At 72.8% G+C, this 23217-nt stretch carries 21 protein-coding genes; 19 read left to right on the plus strand and 2 right to left on the minus strand.

Annotated features, from left to right (window positions below; all coding sequences use genetic code 11):
• Positions 1-35: 35 nt before the first annotated feature.
• On the minus strand, positions 36-872 hold the full coding sequence (locus ACFVST_RS27310) for a peptidylprolyl isomerase (protein WP_390156258.1): 837 nt from the start codon (positions 870-872) through the stop codon (positions 36-38).
• Between the two features lie 212 nt (positions 873-1084).
• Here ACFVST_RS27310 and ACFVST_RS27315 point away from each other — a divergent pair, with 212 nt between their 5' ends.
• From ACFVST_RS27315 to rpsD, 5 genes are all read left to right on the plus strand, one after another.
• Positions 1085-1795, plus strand: coding sequence for an MBL fold metallo-hydrolase (locus tag ACFVST_RS27315; protein WP_390156259.1), 711 nt, complete (start codon positions 1085-1087; stop codon positions 1793-1795).
• Positions 1796-1806: 11 nt separating this feature from the next.
• Positions 1807-3069, plus strand: a complete 1263-nt coding sequence (gene hisS / locus ACFVST_RS27320) for a histidine--tRNA ligase (RefSeq protein WP_390156260.1) — start codon at positions 1807-1809, stop codon at positions 3067-3069.
• Positions 3070-3200: 131 nt separating this feature from the next.
• Entirely contained in the window at positions 3201-3854 is a 654-nt protein-coding gene (locus ACFVST_RS27325; protein ID WP_390156261.1) for a vitamin K epoxide reductase family protein, read from the plus strand.
• A gap of 64 nt (positions 3855-3918) precedes the next feature.
• The gene (locus tag ACFVST_RS27330; protein ID WP_390156262.1) at positions 3919-5289 is read left to right on the plus strand and encodes a replication-associated recombination protein A; all 1371 of its coding nucleotides are present in this window, start codon (positions 3919-3921) and stop codon (positions 5287-5289) included.
• A 313-nt stretch (positions 5290-5602) separates the two neighbouring features.
• Entirely contained in the window at positions 5603-6217 is a 615-nt protein-coding gene (gene rpsD / locus ACFVST_RS27335) for a 30S ribosomal protein S4 (protein WP_390156263.1), read from the plus strand.
• Positions 6218-6284: 67 nt separating this feature from the next.
• Here the strand turns inward: rpsD and ACFVST_RS27340 are convergent, their stop codons facing one another.
• Entirely contained in the window at positions 6285-8489 is a 2205-nt protein-coding gene (locus ACFVST_RS27340; protein WP_390156264.1) for an ATP-binding protein, read from the minus strand.
• Between the two features lie 269 nt (positions 8490-8758).
• Here ACFVST_RS27340 and ACFVST_RS27345 point away from each other — a divergent pair, with 269 nt between their 5' ends.
• From ACFVST_RS27345 to ACFVST_RS27410, 14 genes are all read left to right on the plus strand, one after another.
• Complete coding sequence (locus tag ACFVST_RS27345; protein ID WP_390156265.1) at positions 8759-9208, plus strand: DUF948 domain-containing protein; 450 nt, start codon at positions 8759-8761, stop codon at positions 9206-9208.
• 7 nt (positions 9209-9215) lie between these two features.
• Complete coding sequence (locus ACFVST_RS27350; RefSeq protein WP_390156266.1) at positions 9216-9572, plus strand: hypothetical protein; 357 nt, start codon at positions 9216-9218, stop codon at positions 9570-9572.
• Positions 9572-12241: an alanine--tRNA ligase gene (gene alaS / locus ACFVST_RS27355; protein WP_390156267.1), complete on the plus strand. Its 2670-nt coding sequence runs from the start codon at positions 9572-9574 to the stop codon at positions 12239-12241. The genes ACFVST_RS27350 and alaS overlap by 1 nt, the downstream gene beginning before the upstream one ends.
• Complete coding sequence (gene ruvX, locus ACFVST_RS27360; protein ID WP_390156268.1) at positions 12241-12750, plus strand: Holliday junction resolvase RuvX; 510 nt, start codon at positions 12241-12243, stop codon at positions 12748-12750. The genes alaS and ruvX overlap by 1 nt, the downstream gene beginning before the upstream one ends.
• Positions 12751-12872: 122 nt before the next feature.
• Positions 12873-14852 carry an endolytic transglycosylase MltG gene (gene mltG, locus ACFVST_RS27365; RefSeq protein ID WP_390156269.1) on the plus strand — a complete coding sequence of 660 codons (1980 nt, stop codon included), beginning with the start codon at positions 12873-12875 and terminating at the stop codon, positions 14850-14852.
• Complete coding sequence (locus ACFVST_RS27370) at positions 14833-15672, plus strand: shikimate dehydrogenase (protein ID WP_390156270.1); 840 nt, start codon at positions 14833-14835, stop codon at positions 15670-15672. The genes mltG and ACFVST_RS27370 overlap by 20 nt, the downstream gene beginning before the upstream one ends.
• 160 nt (positions 15673-15832) lie before the next feature.
• Complete coding sequence (aroC, locus tag ACFVST_RS27375) at positions 15833-17017, plus strand: chorismate synthase (RefSeq protein WP_390156271.1); 1185 nt, start codon at positions 15833-15835, stop codon at positions 17015-17017.
• Between the two features lie 29 nt (positions 17018-17046).
• Positions 17047-17571 carry a shikimate kinase gene (locus ACFVST_RS27380; protein WP_390156278.1) on the plus strand — a complete coding sequence of 175 codons (525 nt, stop codon included), beginning with the start codon at positions 17047-17049 and terminating at the stop codon, positions 17569-17571.
• On the plus strand, positions 17568-18662 hold the full coding sequence (gene aroB, locus ACFVST_RS27385) for a 3-dehydroquinate synthase (protein ID WP_390156272.1): 1095 nt from the start codon (positions 17568-17570) through the stop codon (positions 18660-18662). The genes ACFVST_RS27380 and aroB overlap by 4 nt, the downstream gene beginning before the upstream one ends.
• 156 nt (positions 18663-18818) lie before the next feature.
• Entirely contained in the window at positions 18819-19832 is a 1014-nt protein-coding gene (locus ACFVST_RS27390) for an AAA family ATPase (protein ID WP_390156273.1), read from the plus strand.
• A gap of 93 nt (positions 19833-19925) precedes the next feature.
• Positions 19926-21050, plus strand: a complete 1125-nt coding sequence (locus ACFVST_RS27395) for a M24 family metallopeptidase (protein ID WP_390156274.1) — start codon at positions 19926-19928, stop codon at positions 21048-21050.
• Positions 21051-21102: 52 nt separating this feature from the next.
• The gene (efp, locus tag ACFVST_RS27400; protein ID WP_390156275.1) at positions 21103-21669 is read left to right on the plus strand and encodes an elongation factor P; all 567 of its coding nucleotides are present in this window, start codon (positions 21103-21105) and stop codon (positions 21667-21669) included.
• 2 nt (positions 21670-21671) lie between these two features.
• Positions 21672-22103, plus strand: a complete 432-nt coding sequence (gene nusB / locus ACFVST_RS27405) for a transcription antitermination factor NusB (RefSeq protein ID WP_390156276.1) — start codon at positions 21672-21674, stop codon at positions 22101-22103.
• Positions 22104-22629: 526 nt separating this feature from the next.
• A complete protein-coding gene (locus ACFVST_RS27410) occupies positions 22630-23187 on the plus strand; it encodes a hypothetical protein (RefSeq protein WP_390156277.1) in 558 nt (185 codons plus the stop codon).
• Positions 23188-23217 lie beyond the last annotated feature (30 nt).

Here is a 23217-nt window from a genome sequence, read left to right on the forward strand (position 1 = left end):
GTACGGCACTGCCGCACGGTGCCGGAACGCCGCTGTCAGGACTTGCGCACCGCCGCCTTGTCGATGACCACGGTGGCGTTCGGCGCCCCGTCGCCCTGGCCGCTGTTCTCCCCGGCCTTGGCGATCTTCTTCAGCACCTTCATACCGCCCTTCGACACGGTGCCGAACGGCGTGTAGTACGGCGGGAGTTGGCTGTCCTGGTAGACCAGGAAGAACTGGCTGCCGCCGGAGTTCTTGCCCTGCTTGGTCTGCGGGTTGTACTGGTTCGCCATGGCGACCGTGCCCGCCGGGTACACGTTGCCCTTCAGCCGCTTGTCCTTGAGGTTCTCGTCCGGGATGGTGTAGCCGGGCCCGCCGGCGCCGGTGCCCTGGGGGTCGCCGCACTGCAGGACGTAGATGCCGGCGGTGGTCATCCGGTGGCACTTGGTGTGGTCGAAGAAGTGCTTCCCGGCGAGGAAGTCGAAGGAGTTCACGGTGTGCGGGGCCGCGGCCGTGTCCAGCTTGATGTCGATGGCGCCGCAGGTGGTGTCCAGCGCCATGGTGTAGCCGGCCGACTTGTCGACCGAGAACGCCGGCTCCTTCTTGAACTTCTGCTGCTTCACCTTGCCCGGTGCCGGTTTTCCGCACGGGTCCGGCGCCTTGCTGCTGGGCACCGCGCTCGGCTTGGAGGCAGCCGCGTCGTCCTTCTTCGAACCGCCTTCGAAGGCCCCGGCGGCATACGCCCCCGCACTGCCCACCACGACCACGGCGAGTGCCGCCGCGATCACCACGTTGCGGTTCCTGGACCGGCGCCGCGCGGACTCCCGCCGCTGCTGCTGCCGCAAGAACTTCTCCCGGGCGAGCTGCCGCCGCCGCTGTTCCTGGCTGACCACGGGGTCTCTCCTCGTACGTCTCGGATCGGTTCGGGCTTGGCCGGCCGGAAAGGACCGGCGCGCAGGCCTGGGCCCCTGCGTGTGCCCCGTACCGTATATGGGTTGGCTGTGGGAACGGCACCGCCGGTAAGGTCTTGGGTGCCGCGGGCCGGCCGGGTGACACGGCGGCCGGGTGCCGCGGCCGCGAAGCACCGACGAAGTGAAGGACGATCGTGCTCATTGCCGGGTTTCCCGCCGGGGCCTGGGGGACCAACTGCTATCTGGTCGCCCCCGCCGCCGGCGAGGAGTGCGTCATCATCGATCCCGGCCACCGCGCCGCCCAGGGAGTCGAGGACACCCTGCGGAAGCACCGGCTCAAGCCGGTCGCCGTCATCCTCACCCACGGGCACCTCGACCACGTCGCCTCCGTCGTCCCCGTCTGCGGGGCGTACGACGTGCCCGCCTGGGTCCACCCCGAGGACCGGTACATGCTGAGCGACCCGGAGAAGGCGCTCGGCACCGTCATCGGGCAGCAGCTCATGGGCGAGCTGACCGTGGGCGAGCCGGACGACCTGCACGAGCTGACCGACGGCGCCCGGCTCCGGCTCGCCGGGCTCGACTTCACCGTCGCCCACGCCCCCGGCCATACCAAGGGGTCGGTGACCTTCCGGATGCCCGAGGCCGCGGACGTACCGCAGGTCCTCTTCTCGGGCGACCTGCTGTTCGCCGGCTCCATCGGACGTACCGACCTGCCCGGCGGCAGCCATGACGCGATCCTTGAATCCCTGGCCCGGGTGTGCCTGCCGCTCGACGACTCCACCGTGGTGCTGTCCGGGCACGGCCCCCAGACGACCATCGGCCAGGAGCGCGCCGCCAACCCGTATCTGCGGCAGGTGGCGGCCGGCCAGGAAGCCGGTGCGCCGGCTCCCCGACGAGGAATGTGACGAGACCTTCCGTGAGCACCTTCAAGGCCCCCAAGGGCACCTACGACCTGCTGCCCCCGGACAGCGCGGTCTACCTCGCCGTCCGCGAGGCCATCGCCGCCCCGCTGCGCGGCTCCGGCTACGGCTACATCGAGACGCCCGGCTTTGAGAACGTCGAGCTGTTCTCCCGCGGTGTCGGCGAGTCCACCGACATCGTCAGCAAGGAGATGTACGCCTTCGAGACCAAGGGCGGCGACCGGCTCGCCCTGCGCCCCGAGGGCACCGCCTCCGTACTACGCGCCGCCCTGGAGGCCAACCTGCACAAGGCGGGCAACCTCCCCGTCAAGCTCTGGTACTCCGGCTCCTACTACCGCTACGAGCGCCCGCAGAAGGGCCGCTACCGCCACTTCTCGCAGGTCGGCGCGGAGGCGATCGGCGCGGAGGACCCGGCGCTCGACGCCGAGCTGATCATCCTCGCCGACCAGGCGTACCGCTCCCTCGGCCTGCGGGACTTCCGCATCCTGCTGAACTCGCTGGGCGACCGCGAATGCCGCCCGGTGTACCGCGCCGCGCTCCAGGACTTCCTGCGCGGACTCGACCTGGACGAGGACACCCGCCGCCGCATCGAGATCAACCCGCTGCGCGTCCTCGACGACAAACGGGCCGAGGTCCAGGGGCAGTTGACCGGCGCCCCGCTGCTGCGGGACTACCTCTGCGACGCCTGCAAGGCCTACCACGAGCAGGTGCGCGAACTGATCACGGAGGCGGGCGTCGCCTACGAGGACGACCCCAAGCTGGTACGCGGCCTCGACTACTACACCCGCACCACCTTCGAGTTCGTGCACGACGGCCTCGGCTCGCAGTCCGCGGTCGGCGGCGGCGGGCGCTACGACGGGCTCTCCGAGATGATCGGCGGCCCCGCGCTGCCGTCCGTCGGCTGGGCCCTCGGCGTGGACCGCACGGTGCTGGCGCTGGAGGCGGAGGGCGTCACCCTCGACCTCCCGGGCGCCACCAGCGTCTTCGCGGTACCGCTCGGCGAGGAGGCCCGGCGGGTGCTGTTCGCCAAGGTCACCGAGCTGCGCCGGGCCGGGATCGCCACCGACTTCGCCTTCGGCGGCCGCGGCCTCAAGGGCGCCATGAAGGCCGCCAACCGCTCCGGCGCCCGCTGGGCACTGGTCGCCGGTGAACGCGATCTCGCCGAAGGCGTCGCGCAGTTGAAGGACATGGACTCCGGCGAGCAGCAGCCGGTGCCGCTGGACGCGGTGGTGGACGAGGTGCGCCGCAGGCTCGGCTGAGCCCGCGTACGGGGCCGGGACGCACAGCTCGCGCTTATCCGGAACGAACGGTGCGCACCCGGCCCCGTACGGCAGAATGACTGCCGCCCCACCCGGCGCACCCCCACCTCTCCAGTGACGGAAACGGCGTGATGAGCGACACGATGACGGCCAGCGACGAGACCTCCGCGCAGTCGGGACCGGACGGCGCACCCCGCACCTTCGGTGGCAGCCGCGCCCTCGGAGTGCTGCTGGTGCTCACCGGAGCCGCCGGTGTCCTCGCCGCCTGGGTCATCACCGTCGACAAGCTGGAGATCCTCAAGGCCAAGGCCGCCGGCACCACCTTCACCCCCGGGTGCAGCCTCAACCCGGTGGTGTCCTGCGGCAGCATCATGGAGAGCAAGCAGGCGGAGGTCTTCGGCTTCCCCAACCCGATGCTCGGCCTGGCCGCCTACGCGATCGTCGTCTGCGTCGGCATGAGCCTGGTGGCCCGCGCCCGCTTCCCCCGCTGGTACTGGCTCACCTTCAACTTCGGCTGCCTCTTCGGTGTCGCTTTCTGCACCTGGCTCCAGTTCCAGTCGCTGTACCGCATCGGCGCCCTCTGCCTCTGGTGCAGCCTGGCCTGGTTCGCCACCCTGCTGATGTTCTGGTACGTCACCTCGTTCAACGTACGCAACGGGCTGCTGCCGGCGCCGAGTTGGCTGCGGGGCTTCTTCGGGGAGTTCACCTGGGTCCTGCCGGTGATGCACACCGGGATCATCGGCATGATGATCCTGACCCGCTGGTGGGACTTCTGGACCGGCTGATTCCGGGTCCGCCCGGGTCCGGCCCGGACAGGACTGTCGGACCCGTGGCATAGGGTTTCGAAACGTGGAGCCCGATCTGTTCACCGCGGCCGCCGAGGAGCGGCAGGAGAAGGACCCGTCCGGCAGCCCCCTCGCCGTCCGGATGCGGCCGCGCACCCTGGACGAGGTCGTCGGCCAGCAGCATCTGCTGAAGCCGGGGTCACCGCTGCGCCGGCTGGTCGGGGAGGCGGAGGGAGGCCCCGCCGGCCCGTCGTCGGTGATCCTCTGGGGGCCACCGGGCACCGGCAAGACCACCCTCGCCCATGTGGTGTCCAGGGCCACCGACAAGCGCTTCGTGGAGCTGTCCGCGATCACCGCCGGGGTCAAGGAGGTACGCGGTGTCATCGACGGCGCCCGCCGCGCCATCGGCGGCTTCGGCAAGGAGACCGTTCTCTTCCTGGACGAGATCCACCGCTTCAGCAAGGCCCAGCAGGACTCCCTGCTGCCCGCCGTGGAGAACCGCTGGGTCACCCTCGTCGCCGCCACCACGGAGAACCCGTACTTCTCGGTGATCTCCCCGCTGCTCTCCCGCTCCCTGCTCCTCACCCTGGAGCCGCTCACCGAGGACGATGTACGGGGCCTGCTGCGGCGGGCGCTGGCGGCGGAGCGGGGGCTGGCCGGGGCGGTCACGCTCGCCGAGGACGCCGAGGCGCATCTGGTGCGGATCGCCGGCGGCGACGCCCGCCGCGCCCTCACCGCCCTGGAGGCCGGTGCCGGATCCGCCCTCGCCAAGGGCGAGTCCACGGTGACCCTGGCGACGCTGGAGGACTCCGTCGACCGCGCCGCGGTGAAGTACGACCGCGACGGCGACCAGCACTACGACGTGGCCAGCGCCCTCATCAAGTCCATCCGCGGCTCCGACGTGGACGCCGCCCTGCACTATCTGGCGCGGATGATCGAGGCGGGGGAGGACCCGCGGTTCATCGCCCGCCGGCTGATGATCTCCGCCAGCGAGGACATCGGCCTCGCCGACCCGACGGCCCTGCCCACCGCGGTGGCCGCCGCCCAGGCCGTCGCGATGATCGGTTTCCCGGAGGCCGCGCTCACCCTCAGCCACGCCACCATCGCCCTCGCCCTCGCCCCCAAGTCCAACGCGGCCACCACCGCCATCACCGCCGCCCTCACCGACGTACGCAAGGGGCTCGCCGGCCCCGTCCCGCCGCATCTGCGGGACGGGCACTACAAGGGCGCGGAGAAACTGGGCCACGCCCAGGGCTATGTCTACCCGCACGATGTGCCCGGCGGGATCGCCGCCCAGCAGTACGCCCCGGACGCCCTGGCCGGCCGCCGCTACTACGAGCCCACCCGCTACGGCGCCGAGGCCCGCTACGCCGACGTGGTCGAGCGGGTCCGGGAGCGCCTCGGGGGCGAGGGAAAGCCACCGTCCGACGTCTAGTAGACTCGGCCAAGCGCTGCGTCCCGTGTCCGGCTCCGGTCGGCACCACCAGAACGGGACAGGCAGCCGGAACCCCAGCCCCCGGGTACGGGGTTCCAGGAGCGTCGCGCACCGGCGAACGGTGTCGCGGGCAGCCCACCACCCACGCCCAGGCGGACGGTCGGTGGGCCACTCGCGTGCTGCACGTATGTGCCCAGACCAGGGGAGCGGCTGCCCCCGGACCGTCCACGACGGCCCGGCGGGTTTCCCCGACTGCGGATGCGACCTCCCCTAACCCTGGTGAGCCGAATTCACAGAGTAGAGAGGTTGGTTCGTGCCGAACCAGTCCCGTCCCAAGGTCAAGAAGTCGCGTGCCCTCGGCATCGCGCTGACCCCGAAGGCCGTCAAGTACTTCGAGGCCCGCCCCTACCCGCCGGGCGAGCACGGCCGCGGCCGCAAGCAGAACTCGGACTACAAGGTCCGTCTCCTGGAGAAGCAGCGCCTGCGCGCGCAGTACGACGTGAGCGAGCGCCAGCTGGTGCGCGCCTACGAGCGTGCCGCCAAGACGCAGGGCAAGACCGGTGAGGCCCTGGTCATCGAGCTGGAGCGGCGCCTCGACGCGCTGGTGCTCCGCTCCGGCATCGCCCGCACCATCTACCAGGCCCGCCAGATGGTGGTGCACGGCCACATCGAGGTCAACGGCAAGAAGGTCGACAAGCCGTCCTTCCGCGTCCGCCCCGACGACGTGGTGATGGTCCGCGAGCGCTCCCGCGAGAAGGCCCTCTTCCAGGTCGCCCGCGAGGGCGGCTTCGCCCCCGAGGGTGAGACCCCGCGCTACCTCCAGGTCAACCTGAAGGCCCTGGCGTTCCGCCTGGACCGCGACCCGCAGCGCAAGGAAGTTCCGGTCATCTGCGACGAGCAGCTCGTCGTCGAGTACTACGCCCGCTGATCCGCCGCGCCCGCCCCGGCGGGCACGGCGCTCCCGGTGAGCGCGGGTCCCGGACCGGGACCGCACGTCAGCCCGTCGCCTCCCCGCTCGCAGCGGGGGAGGCGGCGGGCTTTCGCACGTCCGGGGCCTGTCGCGGGGGAGGGCAGGCGGCCGGTGCCGCACCGGCCCGCGGCGCCCCGCCGCCCAGCGCCCGCTCCACCGCGGCCCGGGTGTCCAGCAGCCGCCCGGCCCGTACGCCCTCGGTGTAGCGGGCGTCGCCGAGGGCGCGTCTGGCCAGGGTCTCGCAGCGCTGGTGCGGGGCGCCGAAGGTGCGGGAGCCGAAGAGCGGCAGCCCGACCCGGGGCCAGATCGAGGCGGCCGCACCCTGGAGTACCGCCGCCTCCTCGGCGCCCTCGGCGCCGCCGTCGGCCACCGCGAGCAGCGCCAGCAGCTCGACGGCGAGCACCGTGCCCAGCAGATCGTGGAAGGAGTGGCTGATGGCCAGGCACTCCGACAGCAGTTGCCGCGCCCGGCCCGTCGCACCCTCCGCCCACGCCGCATAGCCCAGGACGAAGAGCGCGTACGCCAGCGCCCACCGCTCCCCGTGGTCCTCGCACGCCTCCCGCACCTCCCGGCACAGGTCCGCGGCGCCCGCCAGATCCCCCTGGAAGGCGACCGCCAGCGCCAGTTCGACCTGGCCCATCAGTACGTTGCTGTTGAGTTCGCCGACCGCCCGGTACCGCTCAAGTGCCTCCCGCAGCAGGCGTTCCGCGGCCGGCAGATCATCGCCGACGAGCGCCAGGCAGCCCGTGCGGTGCACCGCGTAGGCGGCGGCGCGGCGGTTGCCGGATCGTTCCGCCTCGCTCCCGCACTCCCGCAGCGCGCGCAGCGCCACCGCCGGATCGCCCTGGAGTACCGCCACATAACCCAGCACCCACAGCGCCTTCAGCCGGGCGTCGGAGGCGGGGCCGGTACCCGCGTCGGCGGCCACGCTGCGCTCCAGCCAGTGCCGCCCCTCGGCCAGTCGCCCGCAGCCCACCCAGTGGAACCACAGGCTGCCCGCGAGGAGTTGACCCACCTGCTCCTGCCCCGGCTCGCTCAGGCACCACTCCAGCGCCGCCCGCAGATTGGGCAGCTCCGCACCGGTCGCCGCGGCCACCCGGGCCTGCCGCGGCGAGAACCACTCCAGCTCGCTCCACGCCGCGAACCCCAGATACCAGTCCCGGTGCCGGTGCCCAAGCCGCTCCGCGTCCCCGGCCGCCGCCAGCCACCGCCCGCCGTACGCCCGTACCGCGCCCAGCATCCGGTACCGGGCGCCCGGCACCCCCGGCTCCGGCTCCGCGCGCTGCACCACGGACTGCGCCAGCAGCGACTCCAATACCTCCAGCACCCGCTCGCCGGCCAGGCCCTCGCCGCCGCACACATACTCCGCGGCCTCCAGGTCGAAGGAGCCGCGGAAGACGGAGAGGCGGGACCAGAGGAGGCGTTCCTCGGGGGTGCACAGCTCATGGCTCCAGCCGATCGCGGTACGCACCGCGCGGTGCCGGGGCAGGGCGCCGCCGCCTCCGCTCAGCAGCCCGAGACCTTCGTCCAGGCGCTCAAGTAACTGCTCGGGGGCGAGCGCGCCCAGCTTGCCCGCGGCCAGCTCCACGGCGAGCGGCATCCCGTCCAGCCGCCGGCACAGCTCGGCCACCTCGTCCGCGGCCGGGTCCACCTCGGCGCCGGCCGCCGCGGCTCGCCGGGCGAGTAACTCGGCGGCCTCGTCCGCGGGCAGCGGCGCCATTGGCAGCAGGACCTCGCCGGCCACCCCGAGCGGCCGCCGCCCCGCCGCCAGTACCCGCAGTCCGGGGGCCGCCCGCAGCAGCTCCGCCACCAGCGGGGCGCAGGCCGCGGCCAGATGCTCGAAGCCGTCCAGCACCAACAGCAGCCGCCGCCCGGCCAGTTGCTCCAGCAGCACCGGGCGCGGCTCCCGCGTCATCGAGTCGGTCAGCTCCAGCGCCTCGACCAGGGCGTAGGGCACCAGGCCCGGGTCGAGCACCTCGGCCAGGTCGATATGCCAGACGCCGTCGCGGGGCCGGGTGCGGGCGGCGGCGCGTATCGCGAGCCGGGACTTGCCGACACCGCCGGGGCCGGTCACGGTCACCAGCCGGGCGGACTTCAAGTGCCCTGCCACGGCGGTGAGTTCACCGCGGCGGCCGATGAAGGCGTCGAGTTCCACCGGGAGGTTGCCCCGGCGGCGGACAGAGGGGGAGGGGGCCGGCTGGGCGGGCCCGGGGCGCGGAGAGCGTCGCATGGCGCACAGAGCGTACTCATGCGTAAGCGTTCCGTTCAACTGCTCTTGCGCCGCCGCCCCTTGAGGCCCCGCCGCCCGCTCCGGCCCACCCGCCGGAATCCGGTACGGACCGCCCGGCCCGGCGCGATAGGCTCGGGGAACGACCTTTCTCGCGGTACGGCGATGCGGTACGGAGGGCGGCATCCGCGGCGCGGACCCGGCTCCGGCGCGGCACCGCCCGGTCCGAGAGGGGACTTCGACAGCCGGGGACAGACAAGGAGCGGTGCCCAGTGACCGGTGGAGAGCTGGCCGGAATCCTGGTGGCCGTCTTCTGGGCGATCCTGGTGTCCTTCCTCGCCGTGGCCCTGGCGAGGCTGGCCCAGACGCTGAAGGCGACCACCAGACTCGTCTCGGATGTGACGGACCAGGCGGTGCCGCTGCTCGCGGACGCCGGGAGCGCGGTGCGCTCCGCGCAGACCCAGCTCGACCGCGTCGACGCGATCGCCACCGACGTCCAGGAGGTCACCTCCAACGCCTCGGCGCTCTCCTCCACCGTCGCCTCCACCTTCGGCGGCCCCCTGGTCAAGGTCGCGGCCTTCGGCTACGGGGTGCGCCGCGCCATCGGGCGCAAGGGCCCCGCGCCCGATGGCGCCGACACCCGCCCCACCGACACCCGGCGCACCGTGATCGTGGGGCGCACCGTTCCCACCCGCCGCCGGGGAAAGCGGAAGAAGGACTGACGCAGCGATGTTCCGCCGTACGTTCTGGTTCACCGCGGGCGCCGCAGCCGGCGTGTGGGCCACCACCAAGGTCAACCAGAAGCTCCGCCGCCTCACCCCCGAGAGCCTCGCCGCGCAGGCGGCGAACAAGGCGGTCGAGACCGGCCACCGCCTCAAGGACTTCGCGCTCGACGTCCGCGAGGGCATGGTCCAGCGCGAAGCCGAACTCGGCGACGTACTCGGCCTGAACGCCCCCGTCGACGCCGCCCTGCCCGCGCCCCGCGGCCGGGCCGCGCTGGAGCAGCCTCGGTACCCGGATGGCGCCGTCCGCCCCGGGCCCGCCCTCCACCCCACCGACACGGACAACCGGAATGAGGACCACTGATGGAGTCGGCTGAAATCCGCCGCCGCTGGTTGCGCTTCTTCGAGGAGCGCGGGCACAAGGTCGTGCCGTCGGCGTCGCTGATCGCGGACGATCCGACCCTGCTGCTCGTCCCGGCCGGCATGGTCCCGTTCAAGCCCTACTTCCTCGGCGAGGTCAAGCCGCCCGCCCCGCGCGCCACCAGCGTGCAGAAGTGCGTGCGCACCCCCGACATCGAAGAGGTCGGCAAGACCACCCGGCACGGCACCTTCTTCCAGATGTGCGGGAACTTCTCCTTCGGCGACTACTTCAAGGAAGGCGCGATCAAGTACGCCTGGGAGCTGCTCACCAGCCCCCAGGACAAGGGCGGTTACGGCCTGGAGCCGGAGAAGCTCTGGATCACCGTCTACCTGGACGACGACGAGGCCGAGCGGATCTGGCACGAGGTCGTCGGCGTCCCGAAGGAGCGCATCCAGCGCCTCGGCAAGAAGGACAACTTCTGGTCCATGGGCGTCCCGGGCCCCTGCGGCCCCTGCTCCGAGATCAACTACGACCGCGGCCCCGGGTTCGGCCCCGAGGGCGGCCCCGCCGTCAACGACGAGCGGTACGTGGAGATCTGGAACCTGGTCTTCATGCAGTACGAGCGCGGCCAGGGCATCGGCAAGGAGGACTTCGAGATCCTCGGGGACCTGCCGAGCCAGAACATCGACACCGGCCTCGGTCTGGAACGCCTGGCGATGATCCTCCAGGGCGTGCAGAACATGTACGAGATCGACACCTCCCGGGTCGTGATCGACAAGGCCACCGCCCTCACCGGCGTCCGCTACGGCGAGGCCCACACCTCCGACGTCTCCCTGCGGGTCGTCTCCGACCACATGCGCACCTCGGTGATGCTCATCGGCGACGGCGTCACCCCGGGCAACGAGGGCCGCGGCTATGTGCTGCGCCGCATCATGCGCCGCGCCATCCGCAATATGCGCCTGCTCGGCGCCACCGGCCCGGTCGTCGGTGAGCTGGTCGACACCGTGATCCGCAGCATGGGCGAGCAGTACCCGGAGCTGCTGAGCGAGCGGAGCCGGATCGAGACGGTCGCCCTCGCCGAGGAGGCCGCCTTCCTCAAGACGCTCAGGGCCGGCACCAACATCCTGGACACCGCCGTCACCGAGACCAAGGCCACCGGCTCAGCGGTCCTCCCCGGCGACAAGGCGTTCCTGCTCCACGACACCTGGGGCTTCCCCATCGACCTCACCCTGGAGATGGCCGCCGAGCAGGGCCTCTCCGTGGACGAGGCCGGTTTCCGCCGCCTGATGAAGGAGCAGCGGGAACGCGCCAAGGCCGACGCCCAGGCCAAGAAGACCGGCCACGCCGACCTCGGCGCCTACCGCGAGATCGCCGACGCCGCGGGCGCCACCGACTTCACCGGGTACACCGCCTACGAGGGCGAGGCCACCGTCGTCGGCCTGCTGGTCAACGGCATCTCCGCGCCCGCCGCCTCCGAAGGCGACGAGGTCGAGGTCGTCCTGGACCGCACCCCGTTCTACGCCGAGGGCGGCGGCCAGATCGCCGACACCGGCCGTATCCGGCTGGACAGCGGCGCCGTGGTCGAGGTCCGCGATGTGCAGAAGCCGGTGCCCGGGGTGCATGTGCACAAGGGTGTGGTGCAGGTCGGCGAGGTCACCGTCGGGGCCCCGGTGTGGACGTCGATCGATGTGCACCGCCGCCGTGCCATCGCCCGCGCCCACTCCGCCACCCACCTCACCCACCAGGCGCTGCGGGACGCCCTCGGCCCGACCGCCGCCCAGGCCGGCTCGGAGAACCAACCCGGCCGTTTCCGCTTCGACTTCGGCTCCCCGGCCGCGGTGCCCACCACCGTGATGACCGACGTCGAGCAGAAGATCAACGAGGTGCTCGCCCGCGATCTCGATGTGCAGGCCGAGGTGATGGGCATCGACGAGGCGAAGAAGCAGGGCGCCATCGCCGAGTTCGGCGAGAAGTACGGCGAGCGGGTCCGCGTCGTCACCATCGGCGACTTCTCCAAGGAGCTGTGCGGCGGCACCCATGTCCACAACACCGCCCAACTCGGCCTGGTGAAGCTCCTCGGCGAGTCCTCCATCGGCTCCGGCGTCCGCCGTATCGAGGCCCTGGTCGGGGTGGACGCCTACCGGTTCCTGGCCCGGGAGCACACCGTGGTGGCCCAGCTCCAGGAGCTGGTCAAGGGCCGCTCCGAGGAACTGCCGGAGAAGATCTCGGGGATGATCACCAAGCTGAAGGACGCGGAGAAGGAGATCGAGCGGTTCCGCGCCGAGAAGGTGCTCCAGGCCGCCGCCGGGCTGGCCGAGGGCGCCCGCGATGTGCACGGCACCGCCCTGGTCACCGGCCAGGTCCCGGACGGCACCGCCGCCGACGACCTGCGCCGCCTGGTCCTCGACGTCCGCGGCCGCATCACCGGCGGCCGCCCCGCGGTGGTCGCCCTCTTCAGCACGGTCGGCGGCCGCCCGCTCACCGTGATCGCCACCAACGAGGCCGCCCGCGAGCGCGGCTTCAAGGCCGGTGACCTGGTGCGCGCCGCGGCCAAGGCCCTCGGCGGCGGTGGCGGCGGCAAGCCGGACGTCGCCCAGGGCGGCGGGCAGAATCCGGCCGCCGTCGGCGAGGCCGTCGCCGCGGTGGAGCGCCTCGTGGCCGAGCGGGCCTGATGCCGGGCACACCCGAGGAGCCGCGTCAGGAGGGTCCCGGTGCCTTCCGGCGCGGCCGCCGGCTCGCGGTGGACGTCGGCGACGCCCGCATCGGCGTCGCCTCCTGCGACCCGGACGGCATCCTCGCCACCCCGGTCGAAACGGTCCCCGGCCGCGATGTCCCGGCCGCCCACCGGCGCCTGGTCCAGCTCGTCGAGGAGTACGAGCCGGTCGAGGTCGTCATCGGATTGCCGCGTTCGCTGAAGGGCGGCGAGGGTCCGGCCGCGGCCAAGGTGCGGGCTTTCGCCCGGGAGTTCGCCGGCCGGATCGCGCCGGTCGCGGTGCGGCTGGTGGACGAGAGGATGACCACAGTCACGGCCGGCCAGTCGCTGCGCGCCTCGGGCGTGACGTCCAGAAAGGGCCGTTCTGTCATCGATCAGGCGGCCGCGGTGGTGATCCTTCAGACAGCTCTGGAGACCGAAAGGGCCTCGGGCCGTCCCCCCGGAGAGGGCGTCGAGGTGGTGTCCTGATCGCGGTACGGTAACGTTCCGCGCGGTGCGGCGGCGTTCGAACAGCCGCCGCACAGCACAGGCGGCGGACGCGGTGCCCCGAACCGGGCGGTCCGTGACCGCCTCGCGGATCTAGGGGATCGATGACTGATTATGGCCGGGGCGAGCGCTCCGATCCGTGGCATCCGGAGGATCCGCTCTACGGAGATCTCGGGTGGTCGGGGCGGCAGGCCCCGACCGGTCACTACGACGGGAGCCCGCAGCAGCCCGGCCCCCCGCAGGACCCCTACGCCGGTTACGACGGCTGGGGCGCCGGCGCCCCCCAGGCTCAGCCCGCCCCCGGCCAGTACCCGGCAGACCCGCTCACCGGCGGCCCCCCACCCCCCGGCCACGCCCCCCGCCCTCAGCAGAGCCCCCCCTACGGCGGCCCCCCGCAGTACAACGCTTCCCCCTACGACCCCCACCACCCCGGCCCCTACGACTCCGGGCAGTTCGACACCGGCGGATACGGCACCGGCGGGTACAACACCGGCAGTCACGGGACCGGTGGATACGCCAACGACGGCTACGGCAACGGCAGTTACGACACGGGCAGCTACGGCAACGGCAGTTACGACACGGGCAGCTACGGCACAGGTGGTTACGGCACGGGCGGTTATGCCGGCGGGGCCTATGACACCGGGAGCCATCCGGCCGGGCGGTTCGACGGGCCGGCCGGGCGGGGCGCCGACTGGGACACCGGCGGCCACCGCCAGGGCGGCTACCCCGGCGACCCTGCCGACCCCTACGGCAACCCGCACCCCGCCGAGCATCCCCACGACGACCCGTACGGCTCCGCCGCGGCCTATCCGCCGCCGGAGCCGCCCGCCCGCCGCGGCACCGGGCGCCCGGTGCCGGAGACCGACTGGGACCCGGGCCCCGACCAGGGTGAGCAGGCCTTCTTCGCGGGCGGCGACGACGGGGACGACGACTTCGACGAGGACGAGCCGGACGGCTCCGGCGGGCGAAAACGCCGCGGCCGCGGCGGCCCCGGCAAGGAACGCAAGCGCCGCAGCGGCTGCGCCTGCCTGGTGGTCGCCCTGGTCTTCGGCGGCGGCCTCGCCGGGGCCGGCTATCTCGGCTACGGGTTCTACCAGGACCGATTCGGCCCGGCCCCGGACTACTCCGGCGACGGCAGCGGCCAGCAGGTCCAGGTCACCGTCACCAAGGGCTCCGGCGGTTACGACATCGGGCAGGCGCTGAAGAAGGCCGGAGTGGTCAAGAGCGTCGACGCCTTCGTCCACGCCCAGCAGGAGAACCCCAAGGGCCAGTCCATCCAGGAGGGCGTCTACACCCTGGACAAGGAGATGTCCGCGAAGAGCGCCGTCGCGCTGATGCTGGACCCCAAGAGCCACAACAACCTGGTGATCGCCGAAGGCAGGCGCAACTCCCAGGTGTACACGGCGATCGACCAGCGCCTCCATCTGAAGAAGGGCACCACGGCCGGCGTCGCCAAGAAGGAGTGGCGCTCCCTGGGGCTGCCCGGCTGGGCCAAGGGCCACAAGAACGTGAAGGACCCGCTGGAGGGCTTCCTCTACCCCTCGGCCTATCCCGTCGCCAAGGGCATGAAGCCGCAGACCATACTGAAGGCGATGGTCAACCGGGCCACCAGCCGCTACCAGAGCCTCGACCTGGACGCCCAGGCGAAGAAGCTCCGTCTGGACGGGCCCTGGCAGGTGCTCACCGTGGCCAGCCTGGTGCAGGTCGAGGGCAAGTCCCACGAGGACTTCCGCAAGATGTCCGAGGTGGTCTACAACCGGCTCAAGCCGAGCAACACCGAGACCAACCAACTGCTGCAATTCGACTCGACGTTCAACTACCTGAAGAACCAGAGCAGTATCGACATCAGCGAGTCGGAGATCAACAGCAATCACGACCCGTACAACACCTACACGCAGAAGGGGCTCCCGCCCGGGCCCATCAGCAATCCCGGGGACGAGGCGCTCAGTGCCGCGCTGAGGCCGACCCGCGACGGCTGGATCTACTTCGTGGCGACCGACGGTATGAACAAGACCGAATTCGCCAAGACGTACGCCGAGTTCCAGAAGCTCAAGGACAAGTTCAATGACCACTCGGGCACCTGACGCCCGCCGGGCCGCCGTACTGGGCTCCCCGATCGCCCACTCCCTCTCCCCGGTACTGCACCGCGCCGCCTACGCCGAACTCGGCCTCGGGGACTGGACGTACGAGCGGCACGAGGTCGACGAAGCGGCGCTGCCCGCCTTCCTCGGGCGGCTCGGCGGCGACTGGGCCGGGCTCTCCCTCACCATGCCGCTCAAGCGCGCGGTGATCCCGCTGCTGGACTCGGTCAGCCCCACCGCCGCCTCCGTCGAAGCCGTCAACACCGTCGTCTTCACCGCCGACGGCCGCCGCACCGGCGACAACACCGACATCCCCGGCATGGTCGCCGCGCTGCGCGAACGCGGCGTCGAACAGGTCGAGACCGCCGCCGTACTCGGCGCCGGCGCCACCGCCTCTTCCGCCCTCGCCGCCCTCTCCCGTGTCTGCACCGGAGCGGTCACCGCCTACGTACGCAGCGACCGGCGGGCCGCCGAGATGCGCGAGTGGGGCGAACGCCTCGGCGTCGAGGTGCGCACCGCCCCCTGGTCCGAAGCGGCCCGCGCGCTCACCGCGCCCCTGGTCGTCGCCACCACCCCGGCCGGCACCACCGACGCCCTCGCCGCCGCCGTCCCGGAACGCCCCGCCACCCTCTTCGACGTCCTCTACGACCCGTGGCCCACCGACCTCGCGGCCCGCTGGTCCGGGTACGGCGGCGCCGTCGTCAGCGGACTCGACCTGCTGGTGCACCAGGCGGTGCTCCAGGTCGAGCAGATGACCGGGCTGGCCCCGGCGCCGCTGGCCGCGATGCGCGCCGCGGGCGAGCACGCCCTCGCCGCCCGCTGAGCGGACCCTCGCTGAGCCGGGGCCGTACGTCCGCCAGATGGACCGGCGGCCGGACGGCCCCGCCGGACGTGGGAGGATCGAAGCAGGCGGGCCCGGGCCGCGCACCCGGCCGCGCCGTAGCCGATTCGGGCGCGTGCATGACGACCAATGAGGAGCACCGTTGAGCAGGTTGCGCTGGCTGACCGCGGGGGAGTCCCACGGACCCGCCCTGGTGGCGACCCTGGAGGGGCTGCCCGCCGGGGTCCCGGTCACCACGGAGATGGTGGCCGACCATCTGGCGAGGCGGCGGCTCGGGTACGGCCGCGGTGCCCGGATGAAGTTCGAGCGGGACGAGGTCACCTTCCTCGGCGGCGTACGGCACGGCCGCACTCTCGGCTCCCCGGTCGCCGTCATGGTCGGCAACACCGAGTGGCCCAAGTGGGAGCAGGTCATGGCCGCCGACCCGGTAGACCCGGCGGAACTGGCCGAGTTGGCCCGCAACGCCCCCCTGACCCGCCCCCGCCCCGGCCACGCCGACCTCGCCGGAATGCAGAAGTACGGCTTCGACGAGGCCCGCCCCGTCCTGGAGCGCGCCTCCGCGCGGGAGACCGCGGCCCGGGTGGCGCTCGGCGCGGTCGCCCGGTCCTTCCTCAAGGAAGCGGCCGGCGTCGAGATCGTCTCCCATGTGGTGGAACTGGCGGCGGCGAAGGCCCCCTACGGCGTCTACCCGAAGCCTTCGGATGTGCGGCGGCTGGACGAGGATCCGGTGCGCTGCCTGGACGCGGACGCCTCGAAGGCGATGGTCGCGGAGATCGACCAGGCCCACAAGGACGGCGACACCCTCGGCGGCGTGGTCGAGGTCCTGGCGTACGGGGTGCCCGTCGGACTCGGCTCGCATGTGCACTGGGACCGGCGTCTCGACGCACGCCTCGCGGGCGCGCTGATGGGCATCCAGGCCATCAAGGGCGTCGAGGTCGGCGACGGCTTCGGCCTGGCGCGGGTCCCCGGTTCCCAGGCGCATGACGAGATCCTCGCCACCGGCGAGGGCATCCGCCGTGCCAGCGGCCGCTCCGGCGGCACCGAGGGCGGCCTCAGCACCGGTGAACTCCTGCGCGTACGGGCCGCGATGAAGCCGATCGCCACCGTGCCGCGGGCCCTGGCCACCGTGGACGTGGCCACCGGCGAGGCCACCCAGGCCCACCACCAGCGCTCCGACGTGTGCGCCGTACCGGCCGCCGGGATCGTCGCCGAGGCCATGGTGGCGCTGGTCCTCGCGGACGCCGTGGTGGAGAAGTTCGGCGGCGACAGCGTCCCGGAGACCGCGCGCAACGTCCGCTCGTACCTCGACAACCTCCAGATCCGGTGACCGGCCCCGTGATCGTCCTGGTCGGCCCGATGGGGGTCGGCAAGTCCACCGTGGGGGAGCTGCTCGCGGCCCGCCTCGGCTGCGGCTACCGGGACACCGACGACGACATCGTGACCGCCGAGGGCCGCCCCATCTCGGACATTTTCGTGGACGACGGCGAGCCGCACTTCCGCGCCCTGGAGAAGGCCGCGGTGCGCACCGCGCTCGACGCGCACCCCGGAGTCCTCGCCCTGGGCGGCGGCGCCGTACTCGACGAGGACACCCGCGGGCTGCTCGCCGGGCACCCGGTGGTCTACCTCGCCATGGGACTTGAGGAGGCGGTCCGGCGCACCGGGCTCGGCGCCGCCCGGCCGCTGCTCGCCGTCAACCCCCGGCGCCAGTGGCGGGAGTTGATGGAGGCCCGCCGCCACCTCTACACCGAGGTCGCGCGCGCGGTGGTCGACACCGACCACCGCACCCCCGAAGAGGTCGCCCAAGCCGTCCTGGACGCACTGGAGTTGAAGGAGACCGGCCCCGGCGCCGGGGCCGGCGGCAGCCGCCAGGAGGAGTCATGACGCAGCAGGCACCCATCCGCATCGAGATCGGCGGCAGCGCGGGCACCGACCCCTACCAGGTGCTCATCGGCCGCCAACTCCTCGGCGAACTCGGCACGTTGATCGGCGACCGGGCCCGCCGCGTGGCCGTCATCCACCCGGAGGCCCTGGCCGGCACCGGCGACGCCCTCCGCGACGACCTCGCCCAGCAGGGGTACGAGGCCGTCGCCATCCAGGTGCCCAACGCGGAGGAGGCCAAGACCGCGGAGGTCGCCGCGTACTGCTGGAAGGCGCTCGGCCAGTCCGGCTTCACCCGCACCGATGTGATCGTGGGCGTGGGCGGGGGCGCCACCACCGACCTGGCCGGGTTCGTCGCCGCGAGCTGGCTGCGCGGGGTGCGCTGGATCGCCGTACCCACCACCGTGCTGGCCATGGTGGACGCGGCCGTCGGTGGCAAGACCGGCATCAACACCGCCGAGGGCAAGAACCTGGTGGGCGCCTTCCACCCGCCCGCCGGTGTGCTCTGCGACCTGGCCGCCCTGGACTCCCTCCCGGTGCACGACTACGTGTCCGGGCTGGCCGAGATCATCAAGGCCGGCTTCATCGTGGACCCGGTCATCCTCGACCTCATCGAGGCCGACCCGTCCGCCGCTCGCACCCCCGCCGGACCGCACACCGCGGAACTCATCGAGCGGTCCATCCGCGTCAAGGCCGAGGTGGTCTCCGGCGACCTGAAGGAGTCCGGCCGCCGCGAGATCCTCAACTACGGCCACACCCTGGCGCACGCCATCGAGAAGAACGAGCGCTACCAGTGGCGGCACGGCGCCGCGGTCTCCGTCGGGATGCACTACGCGGCCGAACTGGCCCGGCTCGCAGGCAGGTTGGACGACGCGACCGCCGACCGGCACCGCGCCGTCCTGGAATCCGTGGGCCTCCCGCTGAGCTACCGCTACGACCAGTGGCCCAAGCTGCTGGAGACGATGAAGGTGGACAAGAAGTCCCGCGGCAACGTCCTCCGCTTCATCGTCCTGGACGGCCTCGCCAAGCCCACCGTCCTGGAAGGCCCCGATCCGGCCGTACTCCTCGCCGCCTACGGCGAGGTGGCCGAGTAGCACTCCCCGGGCACATCCGGTCGCCCCCGGCCGTTCACACAACGGCGGCCGGGGAAGGTACCGTTCGGTAGCGAAGGAGCCCGGCCCCCTCTCCACGGCCGGGCCCGGCGCCACCGCCGCCCCGCCACCCGCCAGTACGAGACGGAGTGCCACCGGATGCACCACGCAGTGGGATCCGAGCCGCCGCAGCCCCCGCACCGGGCGCGCCCCGCGGGCGGCCCCCCGCCTCCTCCGCCTGCCGGCCCCCACCCCGGGCACCGTCCGGGGCCGCCCCCGCCCGCCGTGCCGCAGCACCCCGGCGCCGGCTTCGGCCACCCCGCGCAGCCCGGCCACCACCCGGCCCCCCAGCAGCCCGCCCCCGCCCCCCAGCCGGGCGCCCACCAGCCCCCACCCCCGCACGTCGGCCCGCCCTCGCACCCGGGCGCCCCGCGGCCGCCGCACCCGCAGAGCGGGCCGCATCCCTCCGCTCCGCCGCCCTCGGCCGATGCGCCCGCGCCGCAGCGGGCCCGGATACCCCTGGCCCCGGACACCACCGGCCATGTGCAACTGCCGCCCGGCGCGCCCGTCGCCGTGCCCAGTCCGCCGCCCGCCGCGGGCGCCGTCGACCCGACGGGCACCACACTCGCGGTGCTCCTGATCGGCCCCGCGGGCGCCGGCAAGACCAGCGTCGCCCGCCACTGGGCGGACCGCCGCCGCGTCCCCACCGCCCACATCAGCCTCGACGACGTACGGGAGTGGGTGCGGTCCGGTTTCGCCGATCCGCAGTCCGGGTGGAACGACCACTCCGAGGCGCAGTACCGGCTGGCCCGCCGCACCTGCGGTTTCGCCGCCCGCAACTTCCTCGCCAACGGCATCTCCTGCATCCTCGACGACGCCGTCTTCCCGGACCGCCCGGTCGTCGGCCTCGGCGGCTGGAAGCGGCACGTCGGCCCCGGGCTGCTGCCCGTGGTGCTGCTGCCCGGCCTGGAGGTCGTGCTGGAGCGCAACGCGGAGCGCAGCGGCAACCGCCGCCTCAGCGACGAGGAGGTGGCGAGCATCCACGGCCGGATGGCCGGCTGGTACGGCTCCGGCCTGCCGATCATCGACAACTCCCAACTCGGCATCGAGGACACCGCCCGCGTCCTGGACGACGTACTGGCCCGCGCCATCGCCAGCCCCCCGCAGTGGTGAACGCCTGAGCCGTCGGCGCCCGTTCACACCTGCCGGCCCCCGCCCGGACGCTCCCGAACGGCGGGCCGGGCCGGGCGAACGTAGGCTCGCCCCATGTCTGAGGCGTGCGCGGCCCGCAGGGAACGGCTGAGGGAACGCTGTGCCGCGGCCGGCGCCGCGGCGGCACTGGTCTCCCGGCCGGCGAACATCCGCTATCTCACCGGTACCGCTCCCGAGGGCGCGGTGCTGCTGCTGGCCGGTGCGGCGACCGGCTCCAAACACCCCGACGTCCTCTACTGCGTGGAGCAGCCCGGGGCGGACGGCGGAGAGGTCCGACTCGACGACCAGCTCCGGGTGCGGGCGCTGCCCGCTTCGGGCGGGGACCCGGCGGTCGCCGCGGCCGAGGCCGTCGCGGAGGCCGGTACCGGTTCGCTCGCGGTGGAGGAGCACCACCTCACCGTCGCCCGGCACCGCGCCGTCGCCTCGGTGGCACCCAGGACCCGCCTCGCCGATCTGGGTTCCGCGGTCGAGCAGCAGCGGCTGATCAAGGACGAGGAGGAGATCTCCGCCCTCCGGATCGCCGCCGAGATCGCCGACCAGGCCCTCGGGGAACTGCTGGAGTCGATCCTGGTCGGCCGTACCGAACGCCATCTCGCGCTGGAGCTGGAGCGCCGCCTGGTCGACCACGGCGCCGACGGCCGGGCCTTCCCCACCAGCGTGGGCACCGGCCCGAACTCCGGCCGCCCCGGGCACCGCCCCACCGACCGCAGGGTGGAGGAGGGCGACTTCCTCTCGGTCCGGCTCGGCGCCTCCTACCACGGCTACCGCTGCGAGATCGGCCGCACCTTCGTCATCGGCACCTCGCCCGCCGACTGGCAGATCGAGCTGTACGACCTGGTCTTCGCCGCGCAGCGGGCCGGGCGGGAGGCGCTGGTGCCGGGCCGGGCCTGCCGCGAGGTGGACCACGCGGCCCGCCAGGTGCTGGACTCCGCGGGCTACACCGAGGGCCTGGCGGCGAGCACCGGCCACGGGGTGGGGCTCGAAATCGGAGAGGACCCGCAACTGGCCCCGTCGGCCATGGGTAAACTGGACGCTTGTGTGCCGGTCACCGTCGAGCCGGGAGTCCACCTCCCGGGCCGGGGCGGGGTCCGGATCGATGACACGCTCGTCGTACGCCCCGAGGCGGACGGCGGACCCGAGCTACTCACCATCACGACCAAGGAGCTGCTCGCTCTCTAGAGCGCGGCGCCCCGGGTCGTCCACCAGCGTCAGCCCAGGAGATTCCGGAACCGTGGCTTCCACGAACGACCTCAAGAACGGCCTTGTGCTCAAGCTCGAAGGCGGCCAGCTCTGGTCCGTAGTCGAGTTCCAGCACGTCAAGCCCGGTAAGGGCCCGGCCTTCGTGCGCACCAAGCTCAAGAACGTGCTCTCCGGCAAGGTCGTCGACAAGACCTTCAACGCCGGCGTCAAGGTCGAGACGGCCACCGTCGACAAGCGCGGGATGCAGTTCTCGTACATGGACGGCGACTACTTCGTCTTCATGGACATGGACACCTACGACCAGCTCCATGTCGACCGCAAGGCCGTCGGTGACGCGGCCAACTTCCTGGTCGAGGGCTTCGAGGCCGTCGTCGCGCAGCACGAGGGCGAGGTGCTCTACGTGGAGCTGCCGGCCGCCGTCGAGCTGACCGTCCAGGAGACCGAGCCGGGCGTGCAGGGCGACCGCTCCACCGGCGGCACCAAGCCGGCCACCCTGGAGACCGGCCACCAGATCCAGGTCCCGCTCTTCATCGTCACCGGCGAGAAGATCAAGGTCGACACCCGCACCAGCGACTACCTCGGCCGGGTGAACAGCTAACCGTGGCTGCCCGTAACACGGCCCGAAAGCGCGCCTTCCAGATCCTCTTCGAGGGCGACCAGCGCGGTGCCGACGTCCTCACCGTCCTCGCGGACTGGGTCCGGCACGCACGGTCCGACCCCCGCCAGCCCCCGGTGAGCGAGTACACCATGGACCTGGTCGAGGGGTACGCGAAGCGGGCCGGCCGGATCGACGAGCTGCTCGCGCAGTACGCCGTCGGCTGGACGCTGGACCGGATGCCCGTCGTGGACCGGAACATCCTGCGGCTCGGCGCCTACGAGCTGATCTGGGTGGACGGCACGCCGGACGCCGTGGTCCTGGACGAGGCCGTGCAGCTCGCCAAGGAGTTCTCCACGGACGAGTCCCCGGCCTTCGTCAACGGACTGCTGGGCCGCCTGTCCGAACTGAAGCCGAGCCTGCGCCGCGAGGCCTGAACCCTCACCGGGCGACCCCCGCACCAGGCCCGGAGCAGAACGTGAACAGTGTTCTGCTCCGGGCCTGGTGCCGTTCCGCGGCCTCCTCGGGCGTCGCCCCATGCCGACCGACGCGAACCTCCTGGCCCGCCTCGCCGCACTTTGCGCCGGCGACCTCCCCTCACCGGCGGCCGCACCATGGCCTATGTCTACGACGGCCTCTACGCGCTCGCCGCCGAGGCGCAGGCGGGTCTTCGCCGGGGTCAACGGCCTTGATATGACGGCCTTTCGCAGCGTGGTCGAGCTGGAGAACGAGGTGGTCGGCCGGGCCGCCCGGCTCCTCGGCGACGGCCGGTACCTTCACCAGCGGCGGCACCGAGAGCTGCCGGCTCGCCGTGGTCACCGCCCGCGAGCACGCCCGCCGCCCCCGCGGTGTCACCCGCCCCGAACTCGTCCTCCCCGACACCGCGCACCCCGCGTTCCACAAGGCCGCCGCCCTCTTCGGCCTGCGCACCGTCACCGGCCCCTTGACCCGGCCACCCTCACCGTGCGTGCCCGCGACATGGCAGCCGCCCTCGGTGAGCGGATCGCGCTCGCGGTGGTCTCCGCCCCGTCCTGCGCGCACGAGGTGCTCGACCCGATCGCGGAGATCGCCGCCGAAGCCGACCGCCGCGGCGTCCTCTGCCATGCCGACGCCCGCATCGGCGGCTGCTACCTCGGCCACCTCCGCCTCGGCCTGCACAAGTACGCCTACACCCCCAAGGGGGCCTCGGTGCTGCTGCGGGACGCGGAACCGCGGCGGCACGGCTGGTTCGCGTACACCTCATGGCCGGGGTATCCGGTGGTCAACGCCCTCCAGGGCACCAAGCCGGCCGCCCCGCTCGCCGCGGCCTGGGCGGTCTCCGAACAGATCGGCACCGCGGGCTACCGGGACCTCGCACGCCGGGCGCAGCGAGTGGTACGGGTGCTCGCGGAGGGGATCGGTGCGGTGCAGGGGCTGCGGGTGGTGGGGGAGCCGGCCGCCTCGCTGCTCGCGCTCGCCTCCGACGATCCGGGGCTCGACGTTCTCGTCCTCGCCGATAAGTTGCGGGCCGCCCGCGGGTAACACCCGCCGGCGGCCCCCCCCCGCCGCACA

Source organism: Streptomyces sp. NPDC058045 (assembly GCF_042885635.1).
Classification (GTDB): domain Bacteria; phylum Actinomycetota; class Actinomycetes; order Streptomycetales; family Streptomycetaceae; genus Streptomyces.

Coding starts and splice junctions, on each gene's coding strand:
- ACFVST_RS27325 (WP_390156261.1), top strand. CDS start 3,201: ATGAGCGACACGATGACGGCCAGCGACGAGACCTCCGCGCAGTCGGGA.
- ACFVST_RS27340 (WP_390156264.1), bottom strand. CDS start 8,489: ATGCGACGCTCTCCGCGCCCCGGGCCCGCCCAGCCGGCCCCCTCCCCC.
- ACFVST_RS27350 (WP_390156266.1), top strand. CDS start 9,216: ATGTTCCGCCGTACGTTCTGGTTCACCGCGGGCGCCGCAGCCGGCGTG.
- alaS (WP_390156267.1), top strand. CDS start 9,572: ATGGAGTCGGCTGAAATCCGCCGCCGCTGGTTGCGCTTCTTCGAGGAG.
- ruvX (WP_390156268.1), top strand. CDS start 12,241: ATGCCGGGCACACCCGAGGAGCCGCGTCAGGAGGGTCCCGGTGCCTTC.
- mltG (WP_390156269.1), top strand. CDS start 12,873: ATGACTGATTATGGCCGGGGCGAGCGCTCCGATCCGTGGCATCCGGAG.
- ACFVST_RS27370 (WP_390156270.1), top strand. CDS start 14,833: ATGACCACTCGGGCACCTGACGCCCGCCGGGCCGCCGTACTGGGCTCC.
- ACFVST_RS27380 (WP_390156278.1), top strand. CDS start 17,047: ATGGGGGTCGGCAAGTCCACCGTGGGGGAGCTGCTCGCGGCCCGCCTC.
- aroB (WP_390156272.1), top strand. CDS start 17,568: ATGACGCAGCAGGCACCCATCCGCATCGAGATCGGCGGCAGCGCGGGC.
- ACFVST_RS27390 (WP_390156273.1), top strand. CDS start 18,819: ATGCACCACGCAGTGGGATCCGAGCCGCCGCAGCCCCCGCACCGGGCG.
- ACFVST_RS27395 (WP_390156274.1), top strand. CDS start 19,926: ATGTCTGAGGCGTGCGCGGCCCGCAGGGAACGGCTGAGGGAACGCTGT.